The following is a 14,805-nucleotide window of genomic DNA, read 5'->3' on the forward strand; positions in this document are numbered from 1 at the left end:
TCCGCCACCAGGACGCCGCGAATCCAGGTACTATGAAAGAAGCAGGGGGCCACCATGGGAGTCGAACGGGAGAGCGGTCTGCCGCTGTGGCGGCAGGTCCATGGCATCCTTCTCAAGGAGATCAAGGGCGGCGTGTATCGTCCGGGCGAGAGCCTCCCCTCGGAGAGCTCTTTGTCCCGGCGTTTTCGCGTTGCGCGCCACACCATACGCCGGGCCCTCAAGTCTCTTCAGGACGAAGGCGTGGTCTGCACGAAGCGTGGCCGCGGCTCCGTCATCCAGGATGAGACCAAGACCGCCGTCCGTTCGCTCAGGTCGCAACCCGGCCAGCGCCCCGCCGTACATCACCACCGCAACGGTCAGAATCACTTTCTGCATGGAGGCGTCGTGCCCGCCACCGGGGTGGTGGCCGCGCGCCTGCGCATCCCGCCGTTCGCGCCCGTTATCCATATCGAGGCCTGCGGCGAGAGCCTGGGCAAGCGGCTGTACATCAACTCGCAGTACTTTCCTGCCGAAGACATGGCCGGGATCATGGAAGCGTATCAGGAGACCCGGTCCATGGCGCAATCTTACCAGAAGATCGGCGTGCACGAGTGCATTCGCCTGGAGAGCCGCATCTCCACCTGCGGTGCCGATGCCGAGGAAGCACGGGAGCTGGGCCTGTCGCCCGGCTACCCCATGCTCGTCATCGAGTACGTCAACGTGGATACCGACGGCCGGCCCATCGAGTACGGCCGCACCCGCTTTGCCGGCGACCGCATCGAGTTGCTGGTGCCCGGCGAGGTGGAGAAGTCGTTGGCGTGACCCGTTTTCCTGCCCGGACCTGAAATACGCTAGCTCCCTTCACGCACTGTCCAGCCCATGGCCGAGAGCTCCTTCCTGGCCGCGGGGCTCAGCCTGCCATCGACCATGAGGATTTTCCGCCTCATGCCCTTGTCGGCGGCGATGGTGTCGAAGTAGCGCATGACCGTGGCCGTGGCGCTGGTCCACATGCCGTAGTCCAGGGGGAAGCATACGAGCATCTCTCCGGCCTTGGTCCGGGCCGCGATGAAGCGGTCCACGGCGAAGAACCCGGCCAGGCCGTGCTCCGCGTGGTACGTGTAATACATGGCCGCCATGCGTTGGCGGAAGTAGGCCAGGTCCATGGAGTCGGTCGTGGCTGCGAACTCCACGAAGGCCTGGCGGTCGGCCACGCCGCGGCTCTTGTCCAGGGCGGCGACCAGGAAGCTCTGGCCGCTGGGAGAGAAAAACGTGTTGTTGATGAACACACGGGCCGCGCTTTCCCCCACGCCCATGGCCAGGAGCTTTTCGCGGTTCTCACGGCGCAGGTCCGCCGGGGCCTTTGTCAGGTCGATCTCCTGGATCAGCTCGCCATACCGGACGCTCGTCACGGCGATTCCTGCGGCTCCAGGCACAACCGCCGTGGCCAGGCCGAAGGTCAGCCCACCAGTGTAGCCGGCCCAGGAGAGCTTTTCCAGCCGCTCCTGCAGAGCCTGGTTGGTGCTGTATGGGTCGACGCCCAGCTCCACGGCGTACTCGCGCTTGGCCTTGGAAAAGCCGATCAGGTTCTTGGCGGCGCCGTCCTCGGTCTGGCTGCGGTTGCTCTCAACCAGGTTTTCCTCGGCCCGTTCAAAAGCCGTGGCAATGCCCGAGAACACGCCGGTGACCACCTCGTCCGGGCGGGTGACGATCTTCTTCGCGCCCTCGATCATTTTCTGGCCGCCTTCCACCACGGAGTCTCCGAACTCCTTGGAGAGATCGATCTTGTCGATGGCCTCGATGGCCGCCAGCTCGCAGATGCGCTGCTTGAGCAGGTTCGTGGAGACAACGGTGAAGTCGCCGTACGCGCTGTGCAGGGTGTAGACGTTCATGTAGCCGTCGTTGCGGACGGTGGGGTCCACACTGAACTGCGGACCCTTGAGCATCTCGGCGGGCAGCATGTCGGCAGCTCTGAAGTTCTGCGGGGCCTGATCGTATCCCCAGGCCACGGTGGGGGCGCAATGCAGAACAACACAGAGCATGAGAAGCAGTCGAATCATGGGACACCTCGCGTCGGGTGCGACTATAATGTGGGAACAGGCCGGTCCTTGTTTCGTCGCAGCATGCGGGCGGCAGGCGTCCTTGCATGCAAGAGGCCCGGAGCCGGCAGCCTGTACACGGCAAGGCTTTGCGACGAAAGCACGATATATCCCCATCATCATACGCAATCAAGTACAGCGCACGCCAAAATGACGGCCGCATCCCAGCCATCCCAAAAGCCGGAGCTGATCCAGGCCCGGCAGCAGTTTCCGTACGGGTGGAGTGTGCGCTGCATGACGCCAGCCGCGGCGCCATGCAGCGCATAGGTATGTCGTTACTTGTCTATCCGGTAGTGCTCGACCACATCGTCGTCGATCTCGATTCCCAGTCCGGGTTTATCCGACAGGGTGATCTTGCCCGCTACAGGCCGCAGGCTCGGGCTGATGAAATCGTTCTCCAGCGGCGTGACGTTGATCTCCATCTCGTCGCTGAGGGGGTTGGCCATGACGAAGTGCGCGGTCGCAGCCACGCCGGGTCCATAATAGAAGGAATGGGTAATCAGCTGCAGGTTCCAGGCCTCGGCCATGCCCAGAACCTTCCGGCTCGGCAGCAAGCCGCCGGCCTTGATGATGTCCGGTTGCAGCAGATCCGCCGCCTCTTTCTCGATAATGCTCTTGAACCCGAAATGGGTGTACTCGTTTTCGCCCGCTGCAATGGGGATGTTGCTGTGCTCCCGGACAAAGCGCAGTCCGTCGTAGTCGTCCATCGGGCTGACCGGCTCTTCGAGCCAGCGCACGTCGGACTCTTCCAGGCGGCGGGCCATGGCCACGGCCTCGCGCGGGGTCCAGCAGCCGTTGACGTCCAGGGCCAGTTGCACATCCGGGCCGATGGCTTTTCGGGTCTGAACCACGGATTCGAGGTCGCGCTGGTGCAGCTTGACCAGATGGTAGCCTTCCGACGCCCTGTCCGCGGCGTCCGCAGCCGCATCCTCGGGATTTTCGTATGGCGGCAGGCTCGCATATGCCCGAATCTGTTGCCAGCAGGGACCGCCGAGGAGCTGGTACACGGGCGCTCCACATGCCTTGCCGAGAATATCCCACAAGGCGATCTCGACGCCGCTGATCGCATTCAAAACCATGCCCTTGCGGCCGTAGCGGAAGGTGTCCAGGTACATTTTCCGCCACAGGACTTCGATCTGCCTGGGGTCCGCACCGATGAGCCGGGGCTTCAGCGCCTCCAGGATGAATGTAGCGACAGCGCGGGGCGTCAGGCGCCAAGCCTCGCCAAGGCCGACAATGCCTTCGTCGGTGATGATCCTGACCAGGACATGGCCGTCGCTTTCCGTGTTGAATCCTTTGGTCGGGGAAGCAAACTTCATTTTTTGCGGGATGTTCAAGGGAATTGCCTGAACGTCGGTGATCTTCATAAAGCAGCTCGCTCTAGAGGTTTACAGCTTGCGTTGGTTGATGACGAATCGTGCCGGTATCCGATTGGGACCAGGTGGTCCCGAACAAGGCTGATGGAGGCGTCTCGCGTTGCAGGGAAGGGCGCTTCAACGTGGGGCGGGTTCATGGACAGAGAGTAGCACAGACGAACATCTAAGCATCCGCACGGTATGAAGTGCTGCGCGTCATCCAAGGTGTATGGTGTTGGTCCAGGATGGCGGAAAGGTTGACGATACAATCCATGTGAGAACGGTACGATAACGTTGTGTGACTTTTTTAAAAAACGTAGCACCGTGGTGTGTGCAGGTCAACCAGGCGCGAAGACAATAAATCCTCCGCCTCGCCATCCCTCCCTTCGCCCGCGGTTCCCGTTTTGGCGAGGGCTTTCCTTCTTTTTGGGGGGTGAATATCTGTCTTTTGCCCTGGAAAATCACCCAACAACCTTTCCCGGGCATACGAGACCGCCCCTCGGAAGGGCCCGAGGGCATTGAAAGTCCGAGCGTTGCGGAAGCGAGTGCACACAACATGCAGGTTGCAAAATGCGACGAGGTTGCCGAGAATCATACCCTGCTAACGCCGCTACGGTGGGTTGAATCACTTCTTCCTGCGACACAAGGTACTTTTTCGTATGAAAAAAATCGTCGTCATAGCTCCACTTCAAGACATTTATGACAAGGCGCTGCAAATAGTCAGGGAAAATGGGTTCACCGATGTGGACGTCTTGCTCGGCAGTATGGGCGAAGGCCTGCTCAGGGCGCGCCAATGCGTGCAACAGGACGCTGCCGTCATCGTATCCCGCGGTGGCACGTATCGGATGATCCACGACGAACTGGACATCCCCGTCGTCGAGATAAAAGTCAACGCCTACGACATCATCGAAAGTCTCTCGCCCATGACCGACAAGTACGACGCAGTGGGAGTTGTGGGCTATAGCAATGTAATCGAAGGCTTTGACATACTCCAAAAACTGCTGCCTTTAAAAATTGTGAAAGTGGTTCTGAACCGGACGGAGGATATTCCGCAGGCCATCCAAAAGTACAAGCGTATGGGCATCCAAATCTTCATCGGGGACGCCAACGTAAAGCTTGTTTCCGAAGAACTCGGCCGCACCGGGATTGAAATATCATCCCAAAAGGACTCCGTGCTCATGGCCATCATGGAAGCGCGCAGGATGCTCAAAGTAGCTCGGGCCGAACGACGACGGGCACAGAGGATCATCTCCATAACCGACTTCGTGCATGATGGAATCATCGCTATCGATGGAGATGGGGTTGTGGTGATCTTCAACCGCTCGGCGGAAAGGATTTTCGGAATCAGCAAGGAAAAGGCTCTGGGGCGTTCCATCTCCGAGGTGGTCAAGACATGTAAGCTCCCGGAGCTTCTCAATGATACCCGCTCGCAATTTGCACAGGTGCTGGATGTAGGACCGAACAAGGTCGCCATCAACAGGGCGCCTGTCGTTATCGACGGCAAGACATCCGGGGCGATCGCCACATTCCAGGACGTGACCGAAATGCAAGACCTGGAGCAGAAGGTCCGCCGAACCCTCGCGGAACGTGGATTTTCCGCCAAGCATACCTTTGACGACATCATCCATGACGGCGGTGTCATGCAACGCTGCATAGACGACGCCCTGCATTATGCCCAATATGATACGCCGGTGCTGGTCGTTGGCGAATCCGGAACCGGCAAGGAGCTTTTCTGCCAAGGGCTGCACAACAGTAGTCCGCGCAGCCGCGGACCTTTTGTCGCCATCAACTGTGCGGCTATCCCGGCTTCGCTTATGGAGGCGGAATTCTTCGGCCATGTGGAGGGCTCGTTTACCGGAGCCAGCCGCAAGGGCCGTGCAGGCATTTTCGAAATGGCCCATCGCGGCACTGTTCTTCTGGACGAAATAGGCGAAATCCCCCTTGAGCTGCAGGCCAGGCTTTTACGCGCTCTTCAGGAAAAGCAGGTCATGCGGCTCGGCGGCGATAAGATGATTCCGGTCGATGTCCGCATTATTTGCGCCACCAACAAGCCGCTGGAACAGATGGTGGCCGAAGAGCGCTTCCGGCGCGATCTCTACTTCCGCATCAACATCCTGACGCTGCGCGTGCCTTCACTGGAAGAACGCGGTCCAGGAACCATCCTCAAGCTCGCAGAACATTTTCTGCGCCAGTATTCGGAACGTTTTCACAAACGTCCTCTCGCCATCACGCCTGACGTTCAAAGCGCGCTGCTCTCGCGGCGTTTCGAGGGCAACGTACGTGAGTTGAAAGGCCTCATGGAGCGCTCAGTCATTCTCGGATCCTTCAAAAAGGTGCTGGCAGACGAGCCATTCCCCGCAAGCCATGCCACGCCAGATCGTACAGACCTACTGCCCCTGGGAGCAAAAAACCTGGCGGCAACCGGCCCACTCCCAGATCTCAAATCTTTTGAGAACAGCTATATCCGCGAAGTGTTGCGGCGCACGAACGGCAGCGTCAAACAGGCCAGCCTCGTCTTGAACATCAGCCGGTCAACCCTGTGGAGACGGTTGCGCGAGGACGGCATGTCGCAAAACGAAACTGATGTTTTAAAATGAAACGGATTTGGTTTTATTTTGCGACATCTGGAATTTGTATGTATATAGTGTATTGTTTTTATTAATTAAATTTCTTGGCATATGGATTGCTCAATCTCCGTCAAACTTACAACAGGAGATTGTTGCATGAGAATTCTGCATACTGTCCAGAAGATTCCCGGGGGGCTCATGATTGTTCCCCTGCTGTTGGGTGTTTTGGTCAACACGTTTTGTCCTGACATCCTGGACATTGGAAGTTTCACCACGTTTCTCTGGAGAGACGGCGCCATGCCCATACTCGCTTTTTTCATGTTCTGTACTGGCGCACAGATCAGCGTGAAGCAAGCCGGCATGCCATTGGTCAAAGGACTCTCACTTACCATCACCAAGGTAGTTATTGGCGCAGTGCTGGGTGTGCTGGTGAACTATTTCTTCGGCCCGGCCGGGGTGCTTGGCGTTGTGCCTATGGCCATAGTGGCCGGCATGACCAACTCCAACAGCGGCCTGTACGCCGCGCTGGCCGGAGAGTTCGGCGACTCCACAGATGTAGGCGCGCTCTCCGTTCTCTCCACCAACGACGGCCCGTTTTTCACCATGTTGGCCTTCGGCCTTACTGGTTTGGCCAACATTCCTCTCCTGATTCTGCTTGGCACCATCTTGCCCATCATCATCGGCTGCGTTCTCGGCAACCTGGACACCGAGCTGCGAGACTGGCTGAAGCCTGCCGTGTCCATTTCCATCCCTTTCTTCGCCTTTCCGCTCGGCAGCGCCCTGAACCTGCGCCAGCTCATCGAGGCAGGAGCCCCTGGCATCCTCCTGGGCGTCGCATGCACCATCATCACCGGCTTCGGCGGCTACTTCGCCATGAAACTTGTCCGCGCTAAACATCCGCAAGTAGGCGCCGCCATAGGCACCACGGCGGGCAACTCGGCGGCGACCCCCGCCGCCCTCGTCGTGGCCGACCAGAGCCTTCGAGGAGCGGCGGCCATCGCCACGGCCCAGGTTGCGGCGTCGATCATGGTCACGGCCATCCTCTGCCCAATCCTCGTCTCGTGGCTCGATAAAAGAGAGAAGCGAAAGGCATCAGAACATCTCGATATTTCAACGATGGACGAGCCTGTCGAGGCGGCATGACAACAGCCATCCCAGGGAGAAACCATGCACACGAAGAACCAGGAGAAACAGGTATGAACCCGATTCTGCACGTCAACGAGAAGGACAACATGGTCACCTGTCTGCGCCCGGTAGCCAAGGGTGAGAGCGTGGAAGTGGAGGGCCGGACCATCACGGCCGCGGCGGACATCCCCGTGTTCCACAAGATGGCCATCGCGGAGATCAAGGCGGGCGGCCTCTGCTACAAGTACGGCGAGGTCATCGGCGACGCCACAGAGGACATCCACGTCGGCGACCATGTCCATGTCCACAACATCGAAAGCACCCGCGGCCGCGGCGACAAGCAGCACTAGAGGAGGCCAGGCATGAAGATCAAGGCATTTCGCAGAGAGAACGGCCGCTACGGCATCCGCAACCACTTGCTGGTGATGCCCACCTCGGTCTGCGCCGCAGACACCGCCGCGCGCATCGCGGCCCAGGTGCCGGGCGCGGTCTCCATCCCCAACCAGCACGGCTGTTGTCAGATCAGCTCCGACCTGCTCCTGACCCAGAAGACCATCGTGGGTTTCGGTAGAAACGCCAACGTGGGCGCGGTGCTCGTGGTCGGTCTGGGCTGCGACGGCATCCAGGCCGAGGCAGCCGCCGCCGAGGTGGCCGAGACCGGCAAGCCGGTGGAGCATGTCGTCATTCAGGAAACCGGCGGCACCCTCAAGACCATCTCCCGCGGCGTGGAGCTGGCCGCGTCCATGGCGCGCAAGCTCTCCACCCAGGTGCGCGAGGAGTGCGACATCAGCGAGCTCATCATGGGCCTGGAGTGCGGCGGCTCCGACCCCACCAGCGGCCTCGCCTCCAATCCGACCATCGGCTACGCCTCCACCAAGCTCGTGGACAACGGCGGCAGCAGCATCCTCAGCGAGACCACCGAGGTCATCGGCGCGGAGCACCTTCTGGCCGCCCGCTTTGCCGATCCGCTGCAACGCGAGAAGTTCCTGCGGCTGGTCAAGGCCGTGGAGGACCGCGCCATCTCCATGGGCGAGGATCTGCGCAGCGGCCAGCCCACGCCGGGCAACAAGGCGGGCGGGCTCTCCACCATCGAGGAGAAATCCCTGGGCTGTATGTACAAAGCCGGCACCAGCCCCTTTACCGGCGCGCTGGATTACGCCGAGGAAGTGCCGGACGCCCACGGCCTGTACTTCATGGATACGCCGGGCCAGGACATCGACTCCATCACCGGCATGGTGGCGGGCGGCGCGCAGCTCGTCATCTTCTCCACGGGCCGCGGCACGCCCACGGGCTGTCCCATCGCGCCGGTCATCAAGATCACCGGCAACCCCGAGACCTTCGAGAAGATGCCCGACAACATCGACATCAACGCCGGCCGGATCATCTCCGAAGGCGCGACAGTGGCCGAGATCGGCGAGGAGCTCTTCGAGATGATGATCGAGGTCTGCAACGGTTCCATGCCCAAGGCCGAAAGCCTGGGCCACAAGGAGTTCGGTATCTATAAACTGACAGGAACGTTTTAGCCGACGAAGGACGCATCAGCGGTGCAACAGAAAAAGGCGGCCGGGCGGAATGTCCCTGGCCGCCTTTTCTGTTGGGGGAGAGCCGGGCCACAGACACCGGTGCGAAGTAGGCCGACTAGAGCGTGGTTGTTGGACCTTTTACGAGAGCAGGGGAGGAGAAGACCAGAACCCGTCTTCAGGAAGGCTTGGACGAGGTGGCCAGCCGCCGTATCGCGGTTACGAAGTCGGCGATGGCAAAGGGCTTCTTGAGCATGGTCACGTGCTCGTCCAGCTCGGTCTCGGCCAGGCGTGAGGCCTCGCCGTATCCTTCCAGCAGCAGCACGGGGACCTGACCAGGTCCGGAGATCCATGGCAGGTAGACGGCCTCGGGCAGGCGATCCAATGACAGCACCACCAGCGCCAGCTCCTTGCCGGATGTGCCGGGATCGGTCTCCAGGCCGTCCACCGGTATCAGCCCGGCCTCGGTCATGAGGTCGGAGAGCAGGTCGCGCAGCTCAGGGTCCTGACACAGCACCATGGCGCGAAGCCTGGGGCCGGGGTTGGAGGTCGGGCCGGCGGCGTTGGTCGCACCGTTCTGACGGCTGCGGGCCAGGTCGGCCAGTACGGCGCGCGCAGGCTCCAGCGCCTGCAGGGCCGTGTGCGCCTCCATGCCTGTTTGCGGGAACAGATCCTCAATCATGGCAAGGGCCGTGTCCATCTTGGCCAGCGCCTGGATGGCGCGCGGCTGCAGGTCCGCCCGGTATTGCCCCTGCGATTCTGCCGGGGGCAGGGTGGATTGCAGCCGGGTGATGGATTGCTCCAGAAAGACCTCGGGCCCGGCGTCGGAGGCCTTGCGCTCCGTGTGGGCCACGAGCCGCTTGGCCGCATCGCGCACCAGCCGGCAGAAGGGCGCGTCCGGCTCTGTCTCCAGCACCGGGGAGCGCATCAGCGAGGCGCGGCCCACGGCCGGGTCCTCCGGCAGCCAGCCCAGGGGCAGGCAATCCAGGTCCAGCCGCTTATTGGCCGTCTCGCGTAGCCTGGCGAACACGGCCACGGCATGGCGGGTGGAGCGGGCGCGGTTGATGAGCAGCAGCGGTTTCCACCACAGGCCGTTCTGTTTGAGTACCTTGATGAGCGCGTAGGCGTCCGTGATGGAGGCCGCCTCCGGCGTGACCACCACCACAAGCTGGCGGGAGGAGAGGCACAGGGAGATGACCGAGGCGCTGATGCCCGGCGAGTTGTCCACCAGCAGGTAGTCGAAGTTTGTGAGCTTCTTGAACTCATCTACCAGGGCGGCGCGGCGGCTCTTGTCCAGCGAGGCGAGGCGCGCGACGCCGGAGCTGCCGGGCAACAGGTAGACATTGGGCCGGATTGGCAGCAGGCATTCCTCCACGCCCACGCCCTCGAAGAGCACGTCGTCCAGGGTGCGCTGGGGATCGATGCCGAGCAGGATATCAACGTTGGAAAGGCCGAGGTCCGCGTCGAGCAGGCACACCCGCTTGCCGGACGCGCCCAGGGCCAGGGCCAGGTTCACGGCCACATTGGTCTTGCCGACGCCGCCCTTGCCGCTGGCGATGGAAACGACATGCGCGGTCATTCCCGTTTCTCGGCGGTATCCAGGATTTCCTTCACGGCCTGGAGCAGCGATTCGATCTCGAACGGTTTCTGGATGCAGAGCGCGGCGCCCAAGGCTTCCGCCTCGCGCACTTCCTCGGCCCCGGCCAGGCCGGTGAGCATGATCACCGGGGTGTCGCCCAACTCGTCACCGATCTCGGCCAGCAGGGACAAGCCGCTCTTCTCCGGCATGCGGATGTCGAGCAGGAGCAGCCGATAACGCTTTTTCCTGAGCTTGCGCAGGCCGTCGCGGCCATTGGCCGCTGTGTGCACCACGTAGCCGGCGGCTTCGAGGGATTCCTTCAGGATTTCGCGGATGTGCTCTTCGTCATCCACCACCAGCACGGCGTTGCCGTCTTCCAGCGGCGCTGTTCCGGTGCGGCGGAGCTGCCCGCCGGCGGGGCGCTGTACCGGCAGGCGCACGCTGAAGGTCGCGCCATTGCCCGGCTCGCTCTGCACGTTGATGGATCCGCCGTGGCTCTGGACGATGCCGTACGACGTGGAGAGGCCGAGACCGGTGCCTTTGCCTTCCTCCTTGGTGGTGAAGAAGGGGTCGAACAGTTTGTCGCGGTGCTCCGGCGGGATGCCGGGGCCCTGGTCGGCCACGCTGATGACGATATCGCCGCTCAGGCTGTCAAAGGATGTGGAGACGAGCAGCTCGCCCCCGGTCTTCTCCATGGCCTGGGTGGCGTTGAGCAGAAGGTTGAGCAGCACCTGCTCGATCTGGCGCGGGTCGCCCTGGATGGATGGCAGGTCGGGGTCGAGCTCCAGCCGCAGCGAGATGCTGGTCTTGTCCAGGCCGCCGCGGATGAGGTCCATTACCTTGTTGACCACGCCGTTGGCGTGCATGGTCTGGAAGGTGGGCGGGTCGGGACGCGCGAACTCCATGAGATTCTTCAGAATCCTGGTGATCCGTTCGATCTGCTCCTTCATCTGGCCGATGTTCTTTCTGCGTTTGGGGTCGCCCTCGTTCTGCTCCAGGAGCTGGGTGCGGGCGTAGATGATGGCCAGGGGGTTGTTGATCTCGTGCGCGGCGCCGGCAGCAAGCTGGCCCACGGCGGCTAGGCGCTGTGTCTGGATGGCCTGGAGTTGCATCTCCTTGATGGTGCGCAGGGCGCGGGCCAGACGGTACGCCCGTTCGTCGCGATGGCGGGCCACGTCCAGCCGGCGCAGGGCAAAGGCGGTGAGGGACGCGAGCTGCGCCAGGGCCGAGGCGTCCAGCGCGTTGCCGCCGAAGAGCTCGCTCTCGGCGTTGTCCGGCTCCAGGATGATCTCGCCGAAGTGCTCGCCCTCGCAGGTGAGCGGCATGATGAAAAAGGGCTCGTGGAATGCCGGGCCCAACGCCTCGGGAGCGCCGCCGTTGGGCGGAATGCGGCTGGGGTAGCTGTTGAAGATGTCCAGAAAATAAGACGGCACGCCAGCATCGGCGGCCGATGTGCAGGGCAGACGGCGCTCGTCGATGCGGCAGCACATTCTGTGCGTCTCGGCCCCGTCCACAAATCGGCCGTCCAGGGTGCTGGCGGTGTCGTCTATGCGGAAGACGCCGCAACGCCGCGTACCGGCGCCGATCTCGTCGCGGAGCGCCTCGATGGCGGAGGTGAAGACTTCCTGCACGGTCTTGGCGCGGGCCATGGCCAGCCCGGCCTGCAGGCAGGCCTGTTGCCGCGCCACCTGGCGGTCCAGGGCGGCGGATGTCTGGCGGAGCTTGAGGCCCGTGTCGCTGAGCTTGCTCCTGGCGCGCTGCAAAAGGCGCAGGTACATCTCGCGGGGGTCCTGGTCCAGGTCGAATATGGACGCGCGTTGCGAGAAGCGCTGCTCCAGGGCCTCGCCCACTGCATCCAGCGCCCCGGCGTCCAGGCCCAGGTCGTCGGCCAGCAGCGTGGCCTCCTCGCGGGAGGGGGCGTCCAGGTCCGGCTCGCCGGTGAGCCGCCGCGAAAGCAGGTCGGCCAGCCGCAGCAACCGGAGGAGGTCGGCGTGCTTGCCCACGGAGTCCATGGCCTCGGCAGGCAGGTGGTGCAGGGAGGCGGCGTCGATAAGCACGGCGGGCATGCCCCAGCGGGTCAGCAGCTCGGCTCCGGCGTGGCAGTGGTCCATGCCCAGGTGGCGGATTTCAAGGTCGACGATGGAGTCCGGTCTGGTGTGGGCCAGGTCCAGCACAGCCTCATACTCTTCCGGCTGTGCCGCAAAGAGCAGAGTCTTGCCGCAGTCGTGGATGATGGCTGCGGTAAAGGCGAGGGGGGCGAGCTCGGGCCGGGCGCGCTGGGCGAGCAGCTCGGCGGCTGCGGCGCAGGCCAGGCTGTGCCGCCAGATATTGGCCAGCACGGGATCGTCGAGGTCCACTGGGTCCAGCAGGGTCTCGCGGACAACGATGGACAACAAAATTTGTTGCAGCGTGGGCAGGCCCAGAACCACGATGGCCTGTTCCAGGGTGGACACCCGGCCCGGGTATCCATACACCGGGGCATTGGCGACCTGGAGCACCTTCACGGCAAGGGCCTGGTCAGCCTCGATGGAGCGGGCGACTTCCTTTGCGCCGATGTCCTCGTCCAGCGCAAGGCTCAGCACCTGCGTGGCCACAGGCGGCGGCGAGGGCAACTCATCCATGCAAGACGTGATATCAGGAGGCGTCATCGCGTTGGCCGCAGCGCCATTGTGCCCGGTGCGTTTCATATGTTCAGTATATGACTTTTTGTAGAAACGTAATATTTGAGAAGTGCTGACACTTTACTTTTGGTAGCTGATTGATGTACGAAAACAAAGAATTTCCAGGGCAAATAACAGCGAAATTTTTATAAAAGATTTGGGGACCTCTGTCTAGTCTGGGCCACAGCACCCGTTGCACTACTTCATCTTCATTCTCTTTTTCAACCGCGCCAGCGACACAGGACGACATGCAAAGCAGACGTATTCTTCTCGTTGACGATGAACCCGCGCTGTTGGAGGTTTGTCGGGAAGGGCTGAACGAGAAAGGCTATTCGGTACTGACCGCGAGCAACGGCGAGGAAGCTCTGCAACTTCTGGAGCAAGAGCATGTAGATCTCGTGGTGTCAGATATCAAGATGCCGCGCCTCGGCGGTTTGGATCTCATCAAGGAGATTCGTGAACGCCATCTGGATATCGCGGTGATAGTGCTTACCGGATACGGCACCATAGAAAACGCCGTGGAGTGCCTGCAGCAAGGCGCATCGGAGTATCTGCTCAAGCCGTTCGATTTTTCCCGCCTCACACACAAGATCGAGAAAGTCTTCGAAGAACGCCGACTTAAACAGTACGATTCTGAAGTCGGCGGTCTGTTGCATATCCTCTCGCTGGAACGCGAGCTGAGCATGGAGCTGGACGAGCCAAGTCTGCTGAAGCGATTCCTGCGCCACGTCAGGAAGACCTTTCGTCCCACGGCTCTGGCCTACTTCGCACCGCGGCAGGAACGCATGGAACCGCTTATCGTGCTGGGCCAGTACTTCAAGGATAATGAAGCGTTGGAGTGGTTCGAGCAGGCGGCGGACTCCGTGGCCAGCACGGCGCAGCCCAGGCTCTTCGATCCCATGAACATAGCGGCCAGCAAGCTGGCGAAAAAGATCGCACTCTCCGGCGTTTCGGCCATGGCCGCGCCGCTCAATGCATTCTACGAGCAAGACGGCGTGCTCGTCATCGTGCGCGATACACAGAACGCCCCGCTCAACGGAAATGGCAATGGCCGCAGCAACGGCTTCAATCTCAACGACTTGCAGCTGTTCAGCATCTTCACGGCGCATGCGGGATCGGCAGCCGGCTACCATCGCTCCTGCCGCCGCATGCAGCGCATGAATGTGGAGTTCATCACCTCCTATGTGCAGGCCGTGGAGGCCAAGGACCCGTACACCAAGGGCCACTCGGAAGTGGTGCGGGACATCTGCCTGCTGCTGGGCGAGGCCCTGGGCCTGGACCCTGACCAGCTTAACGACCTGGGTGCCGCAGCGCTGCTGCACGATATCGGCAAGATAGGCATCCCGGACGAAATATTGAACAAACCCGAGTCGTTGACCTCTGCCGAGCAACGCATCATGCGCCGGCACCCGGCCATTGCGCGCGACATCCTGGCCGGCGTGAAAAGCCTGAACAGCATCCTGCCCCTGGTCTACCACCACCACGAGCGCTACGACGGCTCAGGCTATCCCGACGGCCTGAACGGCGAGGACATTCCGTACATGGCCAGAATCCTTCAGGTTGCGGACGGGTTCGAGGCCATGACCTCCAACCGTGCCTATCAGCAGGCCCGCGGGGCACAGGAAGCGCTGCAGATTCTCCAGGCCGGCGCAGGCAAGCAGTGGGACCCGCGCATCGTGGAGGCCTGGATCCATTTGGTGGAGAACGGCGACGCGCCGCGCTTCTGCACCATGTCTCCCGTGACAAGCTGACGCCCCAGGCGCATCCTTTTTCTTCTTCATATTGCAATGGCGTATCGGCACCTGCGTGCTTTATGGCGCGGCGTGTCTATAGTATTCTCCATGCAATGCCCAACCTAATCCGGGATGTCAGTGTGCAGTGGGGACAGTGATCCCTGTATGTGATGTGCAGACAGGTCTGTACA

General features: G+C 61.8%; 10 protein-coding genes. 6 read left to right on the forward strand and 4 right to left on the reverse strand.

The window, feature by feature from the left end:
* Nucleotides 1-54 precede the first annotated feature (54 nt).
* Complete coding sequence (gene phnF / locus E8L03_RS20700; protein WP_171268384.1) at nucleotides 55-801, forward strand: phosphonate metabolism transcriptional regulator PhnF; 747 nt, start codon at nucleotides 55-57, stop codon at nucleotides 799-801.
* A gap of 29 nt (nucleotides 802-830) precedes the next feature.
* Here phnF and E8L03_RS20705 read toward each other — a convergent pair whose 3' ends face one another.
* Together E8L03_RS20705 and E8L03_RS20710 are read right to left on the reverse strand one after the other, a co-directional pair.
* Nucleotides 831-2,036, reverse strand: coding sequence for a hypothetical protein (locus E8L03_RS20705; protein WP_171268385.1), 1,206 nt, complete (start codon nucleotides 2,034-2,036; stop codon nucleotides 831-833).
* A 314-nt stretch (nucleotides 2,037-2,350) separates the two neighbouring features.
* The gene (locus tag E8L03_RS20710; RefSeq protein WP_171268386.1) at nucleotides 2,351-3,442 is read right to left on the reverse strand and encodes a mandelate racemase/muconate lactonizing enzyme family protein; all 1,092 of its coding nucleotides are present in this window, start codon (nucleotides 3,440-3,442) and stop codon (nucleotides 2,351-2,353) included.
* Between the two features lie 647 nt (nucleotides 3,443-4,089).
* Here E8L03_RS20710 and E8L03_RS20715 point away from each other — a divergent pair.
* From E8L03_RS20715 to E8L03_RS20730, 4 genes are all read left to right on the forward strand, one after another.
* Entirely contained in the window at nucleotides 4,090-6,027 is a 1,938-nt protein-coding gene (locus E8L03_RS20715; protein WP_171268387.1) for a sigma 54-interacting transcriptional regulator, read from the forward strand.
* A 168-nt stretch (nucleotides 6,028-6,195) separates the two neighbouring features.
* On the forward strand, nucleotides 6,196-7,140 hold the full coding sequence (locus E8L03_RS20720; RefSeq protein ID WP_244963607.1) for a 2-keto-3-deoxygluconate permease: 945 nt from the start codon (nucleotides 6,196-6,198) through the stop codon (nucleotides 7,138-7,140).
* 53 nt (nucleotides 7,141-7,193) lie between these two features.
* Nucleotides 7,194-7,472 (forward strand): UxaA family hydrolase, encoded by a 279-nt coding sequence (locus tag E8L03_RS20725; protein WP_144307022.1) that lies wholly within the window; start codon nucleotides 7,194-7,196, stop codon nucleotides 7,470-7,472.
* Nucleotides 7,473-7,484: 12 nt separating this feature from the next.
* Nucleotides 7,485-8,645 (forward strand): UxaA family hydrolase, encoded by a 1,161-nt coding sequence (locus E8L03_RS20730; RefSeq protein ID WP_171268389.1) that lies wholly within the window; start codon nucleotides 7,485-7,487, stop codon nucleotides 8,643-8,645.
* A 175-nt stretch (nucleotides 8,646-8,820) separates the two neighbouring features.
* Here E8L03_RS20730 and E8L03_RS20735 read toward each other — a convergent pair whose 3' ends face one another.
* Together E8L03_RS20735 and E8L03_RS20740 are read right to left on the reverse strand one after the other, a co-directional pair.
* Nucleotides 8,821-10,221 carry a MinD/ParA family protein gene (locus E8L03_RS20735; RefSeq protein WP_144307020.1) on the reverse strand — a complete coding sequence of 467 codons (1,401 nt, stop codon included), beginning with the start codon at nucleotides 10,219-10,221 and terminating at the stop codon, nucleotides 8,821-8,823.
* Entirely contained in the window at nucleotides 10,218-12,842 is a 2,625-nt protein-coding gene (locus E8L03_RS20740) for an HDOD domain-containing protein (RefSeq protein ID WP_171268390.1), read from the reverse strand. Before E8L03_RS20740 ends, E8L03_RS20735 begins: the two co-directional genes overlap by 4 nt.
* A 287-nt stretch (nucleotides 12,843-13,129) precedes the next feature.
* Between E8L03_RS20740 and E8L03_RS20745 the strand changes: the two genes are divergently transcribed.
* On the forward strand, nucleotides 13,130-14,632 hold the full coding sequence (locus E8L03_RS20745) for an HD domain-containing phosphohydrolase (protein ID WP_171268391.1): 1,503 nt from the start codon (nucleotides 13,130-13,132) through the stop codon (nucleotides 14,630-14,632).
* Nucleotides 14,633-14,805: the final 173 nt, after the last annotated feature.

This window comes from Oceanidesulfovibrio marinus, assembly GCF_013085545.1.
Taxonomy (GTDB): Bacteria; Desulfobacterota; Desulfovibrionia; order Desulfovibrionales; family Desulfovibrionaceae; genus Oceanidesulfovibrio; species Oceanidesulfovibrio marinus.

Bases quoted from the DNA above. Each gene is read 5' to 3' on its own strand.
- phnF (WP_171268384.1), top strand. From the start codon at position 55: ATGGGAGTCGAACGGGAGAGCGGTCTGCCGCTGTGGCGGCAGGTCCAT.
- E8L03_RS20705 (WP_171268385.1), bottom strand. From the start codon at position 2,036: ATGATTCGACTGCTTCTCATGCTCTGTGTTGTTCTGCATTGCGCCCCC.
- E8L03_RS20710 (WP_171268386.1), bottom strand. From the start codon at position 3,442: ATGAAGATCACCGACGTTCAGGCAATTCCCTTGAACATCCCGCAAAAA.
- E8L03_RS20715 (WP_171268387.1), top strand. From the start codon at position 4,090: ATGAAAAAAATCGTCGTCATAGCTCCACTTCAAGACATTTATGACAAG.
- E8L03_RS20720 (WP_244963607.1), top strand. From the start codon at position 6,196: ATGATTGTTCCCCTGCTGTTGGGTGTTTTGGTCAACACGTTTTGTCCT.
- E8L03_RS20725 (WP_144307022.1), top strand. From the start codon at position 7,194: ATGAACCCGATTCTGCACGTCAACGAGAAGGACAACATGGTCACCTGT.
- E8L03_RS20730 (WP_171268389.1), top strand. From the start codon at position 7,485: ATGAAGATCAAGGCATTTCGCAGAGAGAACGGCCGCTACGGCATCCGC.
- E8L03_RS20735 (WP_144307020.1), bottom strand. From the start codon at position 10,221: ATGACCGCGCATGTCGTTTCCATCGCCAGCGGCAAGGGCGGCGTCGGC.
- E8L03_RS20740 (WP_171268390.1), bottom strand. From the start codon at position 12,842: ATGGATGAGTTGCCCTCGCCGCCGCCTGTGGCCACGCAGGTGCTGAGC.
- E8L03_RS20745 (WP_171268391.1), top strand. From the start codon at position 13,130: ATGCAAAGCAGACGTATTCTTCTCGTTGACGATGAACCCGCGCTGTTG.